Raw genomic sequence first — 6260 nt, forward strand, 5'->3', positions numbered from 1 at the left:
CCCGCGCCTGCGGGGAGGACATCACCGGCATCCTGGCACTCGCCGTCGGCGCGGCTGACCCCCGCGCCTGCGGGGAGGACACGGTCGCCGTGGCGAGGCCGATCATGATGGACGGCTGACCCCCGCGCCTGCGGGGAGGACCTCCCCGTCGCGGTCGACGTCAGCATCATCGGCGGCTGACCCCCGCGCCTGCGGGGAGGACGCCGCGTAGACCTTGCGGCACGACTCGCAATCCGGCTGACCCCCGCGCCTGCGGGGAGGACCCGGTCGAGCGCCGCTCCGCCCTCGACCGGGCCGGCTGACCCCCGCGCCTGCGGGGAGGACCGCTGGAACTCCCGCCGAACCAGATGGCCGGCCGGCTGACCCCCGCGCCTGCGGGGAGGACCCCGCGGGCCCGGCACCCGGGCAACCTGCATGCGGCTGACCCCCGCGCCTGCGGGGAGGACCTCCTCCTCACGAGCGTGCACCTCGAACTCGCCGGCTGACCCCCGCGCCTGCGGGGAGGACTCCTTCGCAGCCCTCGCCTCCGCGTCCCGGGCCGGCTGACCCCCGCGCCTGCGGGGAGGACGGTCGCGGTAGGTGCGGTGCACGGCGGTGCTCCGGCTGACCCCCGCGCCTGCGGGGAGGACGCCCAGCCGCTACCGCTGATTCGGCGGAAGCCGGGCTGACCCCCGCGCCTGCGGGGAGGACACCCCATCGAACGGGCGGTCACCCCCATGAAGCGGCTGACCCCCGCGCCTGCGGGGAGGACCCTTCGCGACCTGCACTGTTCTGACGGCTTTGCCATTTCTTGACTGGCTTGTCGAGCGTTGCGATCCGGCCTGGTCTGTGAAGGTGTCAAGGAGCAGTGTCCATCGTGGCAGGCGGCGACGACATGAGGGGTCGCTTCCACCTGAGACCGTCCGGCCAGGTGCAGTTGCCCCGGCCTCGTGCCTGACGTTGTTGCCGTGCTCGCGGGTGGTCGAGCACTGCGGGAGCGGCGGTGGGAAAAGGGCTTCGTGGCGAGGGTCCGGTGCGGGCATGATTTCCGCTGTGCATGGAGGCGAGAGGGAGCGCGGGCGGGCTCGGTACACGCTGGTCGGGACGGAGCACGGCCGTGCCTGGGGCGTCTGTGCCGAGGTGGAGGGGTTGTTCGGGGACCCCCGGCGCGGGACCTACGAGCTGTTCGACTGGGTCCCACAAACGGAGGTGCGTGGCTGGGTCGGCGGCCGGGTGTGGTTGGTGCCCGGGGACAAGGCGCTCGGTCCCTGGCTCCTGGAGGACGCGGCGAGTCCGGGTGAGCGTCCCGGGACGGACAGTCTTGTGCTCACCGGCCTGGACGACTACGAAGGACCGCCCGAGGGACACCGGGGCCCGGTCCGAGTGCACGACGGGCGCCGGTGGCTGGGCTCCTGCGGGGAGGTCGCGCGTGTCCTGCCGGCGAAGCGGCCGGCGCCGCCGCTCGTCCTCCGTGGGCTCGCCCCGGACGGGCAACTGCTGGCGGCGCTGAGGAAGGGCACCCGGCAGGCGCTGGACCTGCAGCAGGCCGCCCTGGAGATACGGGACGACCAGGGCGAGACGCTGACCGACCTACTGCTGTGGGCCGCAGTCAGCGCCTGGCGCCCGTCGTCGCGCGGGACAGCACTGATCGACCTGGAGCTCGACGGAGAACTCTTCACTCCCATCCCCGAATACGCCCGGCCCCTCTGGGAGCGGTGGTTCGCCGGGCCGCCGCAGGCCCCGGGTGCCTGGGCCGGCTTCGACACCCGGCACCGCGGGGCCTGGCTCGACGTTGTGCGTGAGCGCGGCTGCCGCCGCACCCACCACGCCCGGTCGGCCGGTCACGCCTACGCACTCAACGGCCGACACATCACCGACGTGCCGGGCCTCTACCTGGCCCTCGGCGAGGCGGTGAACGGACCGGGCGGCTACTTCGGCGGTTGCCTGGACGCTCTCGTCGACTGCCTGCGCGGCACGTTCGGCCACATCGCTCCCGCAACCCTGCTCTGGCGCGACGCCGTGACCGCACGTGCGCACCTGCGCCAGGTACTGACCCCGGACGGCCGGTACCACGACCTGTTCACCGAGACCCTCAACGTCCTGGAAGAAGGCGGCATGCACGTCACCCTGGCGTGATCACGTTCTGTCAGCCCTGTCGTGAGTGCCGAACCACCGGCTGCCCCCGCCTGCGCGGGGAGGACGACCTCCCCCAGTCCGGCACCGCGGACGCTGTCGGCTGACCCCCGCGGGCGCGGGGAGGACAATGGAGGGTGGTACCACTGACTGCCTCAGCTCGGCTGACCCTCGTAGGTGCGGGGAGGGCCGGCCCTGTGTGTGCAGGGGTGGGCTCTTGGGTGGCGAGGCTGCGGTGGGGTGGTTCAGGTGAGACGGCCGAGGTGGATGACGACGATGGTGACGGTGTGTTCGGTGATCTCGTACATGACGCGGTAGGGGCCGACGTGCATGCGGCGCAGGTCGGGGGAGCCGTAGGGCGTCGTGCCAGCGGGCCTGGGGTCGGTGGCGAGGAGGTCGACGGCGTCCATGACCAGTCGCAGGCCTTCGCCGTCGTCCTTGAGGAACCGGGCGGCCGCGTTGATCGCCGGCTCGTCCCAGACGATCGTGTAGGTCACCCGCGCTCCAGGCCCAGCTGTGTGCGGACGTCGTCGTGGGGTGTGGTGTGCGTGGTGCCGGCCGCCTGGCGGGCCCGGTACTGGGCGAGGGCGAGGGCGTCCTCAAGGTCGGCGAGTTCCTGGGGGTTGATGAGGACCGCAGCGGGCTGGCCGTGGTCGGTGATGGTGATGCGCTCACGGCCGTGGGAGGCCCTGCGGACCAGGGTCCCGAACTTCGCCCTGGCCTCCGTGATCGGCAGAGTATCGTTCATGACAGAACTGTACACTTCACGCACCTTCCCTGGCACCGCCCAGCACCGTAGATCCTGCGGCATGGCCAGCGGCTGACCCCCACCCGCGCGGGGAGGACGGGGACCGGGCCCGCAGGTCCCACTCCGCGGACAGCTGCCCCCCGCTCGCGCGGGGAGGACTTGCCGAGAATGGGAACTACCGCCTCGGCCCCCGGCTGACCCCCGCGCCTGCGGGGAGACCTACGCCCGGTCCCGGCTCGTCCTCATGCCGTTGGCTGACCCCCGCGGGCGCGGGGAGGACTTCGGCGACCTGCACCGTTCTCACGGCTTTGCCATTTCTTGACCGGTCTGCCGAACATCGCGTTCTGGGCCGGCCTGCTGAGGTGTCAAGGAGCTGTGTCCATCCTGGCAGGTGTCTGCGACGCCCCGTCCGGCACCGGCGTTCTGCCAGCAGAGGGAGGTGTTCCGAGGGTGCGGGATTCCCGGTCCGGGCGGTTCCGGCCGGTCGCCGATCGCTGCGGAGGACAGCCAGACCGGGTGCCCCTGCGGGCGTGGGGAGGACCTGGCTGTAGAAACGGCGCAGCGACAAGGCCGCGGCTGACCCCCGCCTGCGCGGGGAGGTTCCTTCGCGACCTGGACCGTTTTCACGGTTCTGCTATTTGTGACGTGTCCGTCGGTTCGGATGGCCCCGGTGCCGACTGTCAGCCTTCCAGGATCACTGTTATCTCACGTGTGGCTGAGCGGATGGTGATCTCGCGCTCGCCACGGCCTACTGCGCGGTCAAGCTTCTTGATCTCCGCCCAGGTGAACCCCGCACGCCGGTAGCTCCTCAACTGCTTGCGCGTCAGGTAGACAATGTCGTCCTTGCTCGCAGTCGTCATCCCAGGATGCCAATGACGCGCCGAGCCGCCGGTCATCTTGCTCATCCAGCCCCTCAGACAGGTTGGTACAGACGTACTCCCAGGCTAGCTACGTCACATCGCCTGGAGGGCAACATCGTGGAACCCCGTAGGCCGGGGGGGAAGACTCCAGGACGGCCTTGCGGAGCGCGTCCAGGTCCGGCTGCCACTGCGGGCGTGGGGAGGACACGTCGTCGAACCGGGTCACCGGGCGCTCCCGCAGCTGACCCCCGCGCTCGCGGGGAGGACACCGTGCGACTGACCCCTGCGGGCGCGGGGAGCAGTGCACGAGATCGAGACCGTCGCTGGCCCCGTCGGGATCATCCCCGCAGGTGCGGGGAGGACGACCGTGCCGCGAACCGCATAATCCGGGTCCTCCGGCTGACCCCCGCGGGTGCGGGGAGGACGTCTTCCGGAGGACGAGCACCGACACGCCGGCCGGCTGACCCCCGCGGGTGCGGGGAGGACCCCTTCGCGACCTGCACCGTTCTCACGGCTTTGCCATTTCTTGACCGGTCTGCTGAACATCGCGGTCCGTGCTGGTCTGTTGAGGTGTCAAGGAGCTGGGCCCATCGTGGCAGACACGGCGCCGCCGCACGTTCCACTTCTGTCCGATGCTTGGAGGAGCGGATCCCGGCTCGCCGTGGCGGGGGTGCCGGGGCTGCCTTCGGCCGAGCCGGCGGTGCCGTTGTCGTTGGGGGCGGGTAGGTTGCCCGGATGACCGACACGGACCCGCTGGTGCCCGTCCTCGCCGGACTCGTCGTGGACATCGTCCGGTTCCTCGACACCTGCGAGGACGACGAGGTGGACCCCGACTCCGCGGTGACGATGACGGAGAGCGTGAGCTGGGCCCTCACACGACTGCCCCACGACCAACGCGAGCGGTTCCTGACCACGCTCGCCGACCTGGCCGCAGCCGAGACCAATCCCGGCCGGCGCGAGTTCATCAAGGCATTCCCCTTCGCCTGCGGCCTCATCGACGAAGAACCCACAACCACCAGCACCTAACCCCCGCGGGCGGGAAGGACTCGCGGGCGTCAGGTTCGGCCGCGGTAGGGGATGTGGTTGCCCGGCTCGAGTACGGGCTCTGCCCATTCGGCATGTGACAACACCGGTCGCCAGGTGAGCGTGCAGCCCTCGTCGTCGGCGAGGTCCGTCCGGACACGTGGCGTGAGGCGTATGCGGTAACGCAGGCCCTCGACCTCGACGATGCCGCAGTTCCCGTTGTCCGGGTCTTCCGGTGCGGTCGAGGCCGTCGCGACCTGCCAGCCGGCCTTGGTGGCGAGGTGCATCCACACGTCGACGGCGCGTTCGCGACTCGCGAAGTTGCCCACCCACGCGATGATCTGCGCCGGATCGGTCCGCTCGTCCAAGGCCATGCCCTTCCTCCATTCGCTCCGCAAGCTCATGGCAGAACAGTTACAGCCGACTGGCGGGGGCCCGGACGTCGACCGCGCCGCCAGACCACGGCCGTCCAGGGATCACCCCACGGGCGCGGGGAGCAGTACAACGCCGTCACCACGGTGACCGTCGGGGTGGGATCACCCCCGCGGGCGCGGGGAGGACCCCAGCCGCGAGAAGCCGGAGACCCGGGTGAACGGCTGACCCCCGCCTGCGCGGGGAGGACTCCCGAGCCGCGGGCACCGTCTGGACGTGGGCGGCTGACCCCCGCCTGCGCAGGGAGGACGACGACGAGACCGGCTGGGCACGGATCCTGTGCTCGGGTGAAGTCGATCAGACCCCAGCCCTGAGGCGGCTCAGCTCCTGCCTCAACTTGGTCGGTTCCTGCGCTTTTTGTCCAAGGAATCGACCAGAGCGCCAACAAGTACCCGATCCTCTGCTTCAAGCTGCTTGAGCTTCCCCACCGTCGGCCGAAGCTCGTCGGGGACGTCATCGCTCCCCCGGACGCCATACCACTCGGCACAGATCAGCTCCGCCACTTCCCGCTCGGCCCGTCCCATCATCTCTGCGATCCGAGGCAGGAGCCGAGGAGGAGGTGGATTGTTCGATTCGTCTCGCACCTGCTTGTTCCACCATCCCGCCGAACGGGCATAGCGACTCTTCGACTCCATCTGCGCAAACGTCATGCCGGCACTGTTGAGGAGCGAAACAGCGTTACTGAAGGGATATTTGAGGTTGTATGTCATGCAGATGAGTCAACTACTCAGAAATATGGAGCGTCAACTTGGCTTGCATTCCCTGCTCAATCTGTGCTAAATGCTGGCGCGCTTCGCTTCACGAATAGACCTCCACGAGCACCCTGGCTAGGAACTCGATGAGGGACGGCCCACCAAGCAGCACTGGCGCACACCTCTGACCTGGCTTTGGCATAGTCCTGACCCTCCAGGCCGGGCTCCCAGGCCAGCCCATATCGGTTCGGAGTGTCGGCAACGGGTGAAACGAGGACCACGAACGGCGGATCAAAAGCGGGCCGCTCTGCGATCTCTTGATCATCCTGGCTTCAATGCTTGGAGGTCAGGAGGAAGAGAGGGTGATCCGTGTGGAGGACTGGGCCGAGATTC

Annotated in this window: 7 protein-coding genes and 1 CRISPR repeat array; of the genes, 2 read left to right on the forward strand and 5 right to left on the reverse strand. The window is 69.7% G+C overall.

Annotated features, from left to right (window positions below; translation table 11 throughout):
* Positions 1 to 51 precede the first annotated feature (51 nt).
* A CRISPR array of direct repeats spans positions 52 to 751; the repeat unit is 29 nt; unit sequence CGGCTGACCCCCGCGCCTGCGGGGAGGAC.
* A 269-nt stretch (positions 752 to 1020) separates the two neighbouring features.
* Positions 1021 to 2115 (forward strand): barstar family protein, encoded by a 1095-nt coding sequence (locus PUR61_RS16015; protein WP_329879517.1) that lies wholly within the window; start codon positions 1021 to 1023, stop codon positions 2113 to 2115.
* A gap of 242 nt (positions 2116 to 2357) precedes the next feature.
* Here the strand turns inward: PUR61_RS16015 and PUR61_RS16020 are convergent, their stop codons facing one another.
* From PUR61_RS16020 to PUR61_RS16030, 3 genes are all read right to left on the reverse strand, one after another.
* The gene (locus PUR61_RS16020; protein WP_329879518.1) at positions 2358 to 2609 is read right to left on the reverse strand and encodes a type II toxin-antitoxin system RelE family toxin; all 252 of its coding nucleotides are present in this window, start codon (positions 2607 to 2609) and stop codon (positions 2358 to 2360) included.
* Positions 2606 to 2860 carry a type II toxin-antitoxin system Phd/YefM family antitoxin gene (locus tag PUR61_RS16025; RefSeq protein ID WP_329879519.1) on the reverse strand — a complete coding sequence of 85 codons (255 nt, stop codon included), beginning with the start codon at positions 2858 to 2860 and terminating at the stop codon, positions 2606 to 2608. The genes PUR61_RS16020 and PUR61_RS16025 overlap by 4 nt, the downstream gene beginning before the upstream one ends.
* A gap of 680 nt (positions 2861 to 3540) precedes the next feature.
* Positions 3541 to 3765 (reverse strand): hypothetical protein, encoded by a 225-nt coding sequence (locus tag PUR61_RS16030; protein WP_329879520.1) that lies wholly within the window; start codon positions 3763 to 3765, stop codon positions 3541 to 3543.
* Between the two features lie 690 nt (positions 3766 to 4455).
* Between PUR61_RS16030 and PUR61_RS16035 the strand changes: the two genes are divergently transcribed.
* Entirely contained in the window at positions 4456 to 4746 is a 291-nt protein-coding gene (locus tag PUR61_RS16035) for a hypothetical protein (protein ID WP_329879521.1), read from the forward strand.
* 29 nt (positions 4747 to 4775) lie between these two features.
* Here PUR61_RS16035 and PUR61_RS16040 read toward each other — a convergent pair whose 3' ends face one another.
* Positions 4776 to 5117, reverse strand: a complete 342-nt coding sequence (locus PUR61_RS16040) for a hypothetical protein (protein ID WP_329879522.1) — start codon at positions 5115 to 5117, stop codon at positions 4776 to 4778.
* 390 nt (positions 5118 to 5507) lie between these two features.
* Complete coding sequence (locus PUR61_RS16045; RefSeq protein WP_329879523.1) at positions 5508 to 5885, reverse strand: hypothetical protein; 378 nt, start codon at positions 5883 to 5885, stop codon at positions 5508 to 5510.
* Between the last annotated feature and the right edge of the window lie 375 nt (positions 5886 to 6260).

The sequence above is a fragment of the Streptomyces sp. BE20 genome (assembly GCF_036322525.1).
Taxonomy (GTDB): domain Bacteria; phylum Actinomycetota; class Actinomycetes; order Streptomycetales; family Streptomycetaceae; genus Kitasatospora.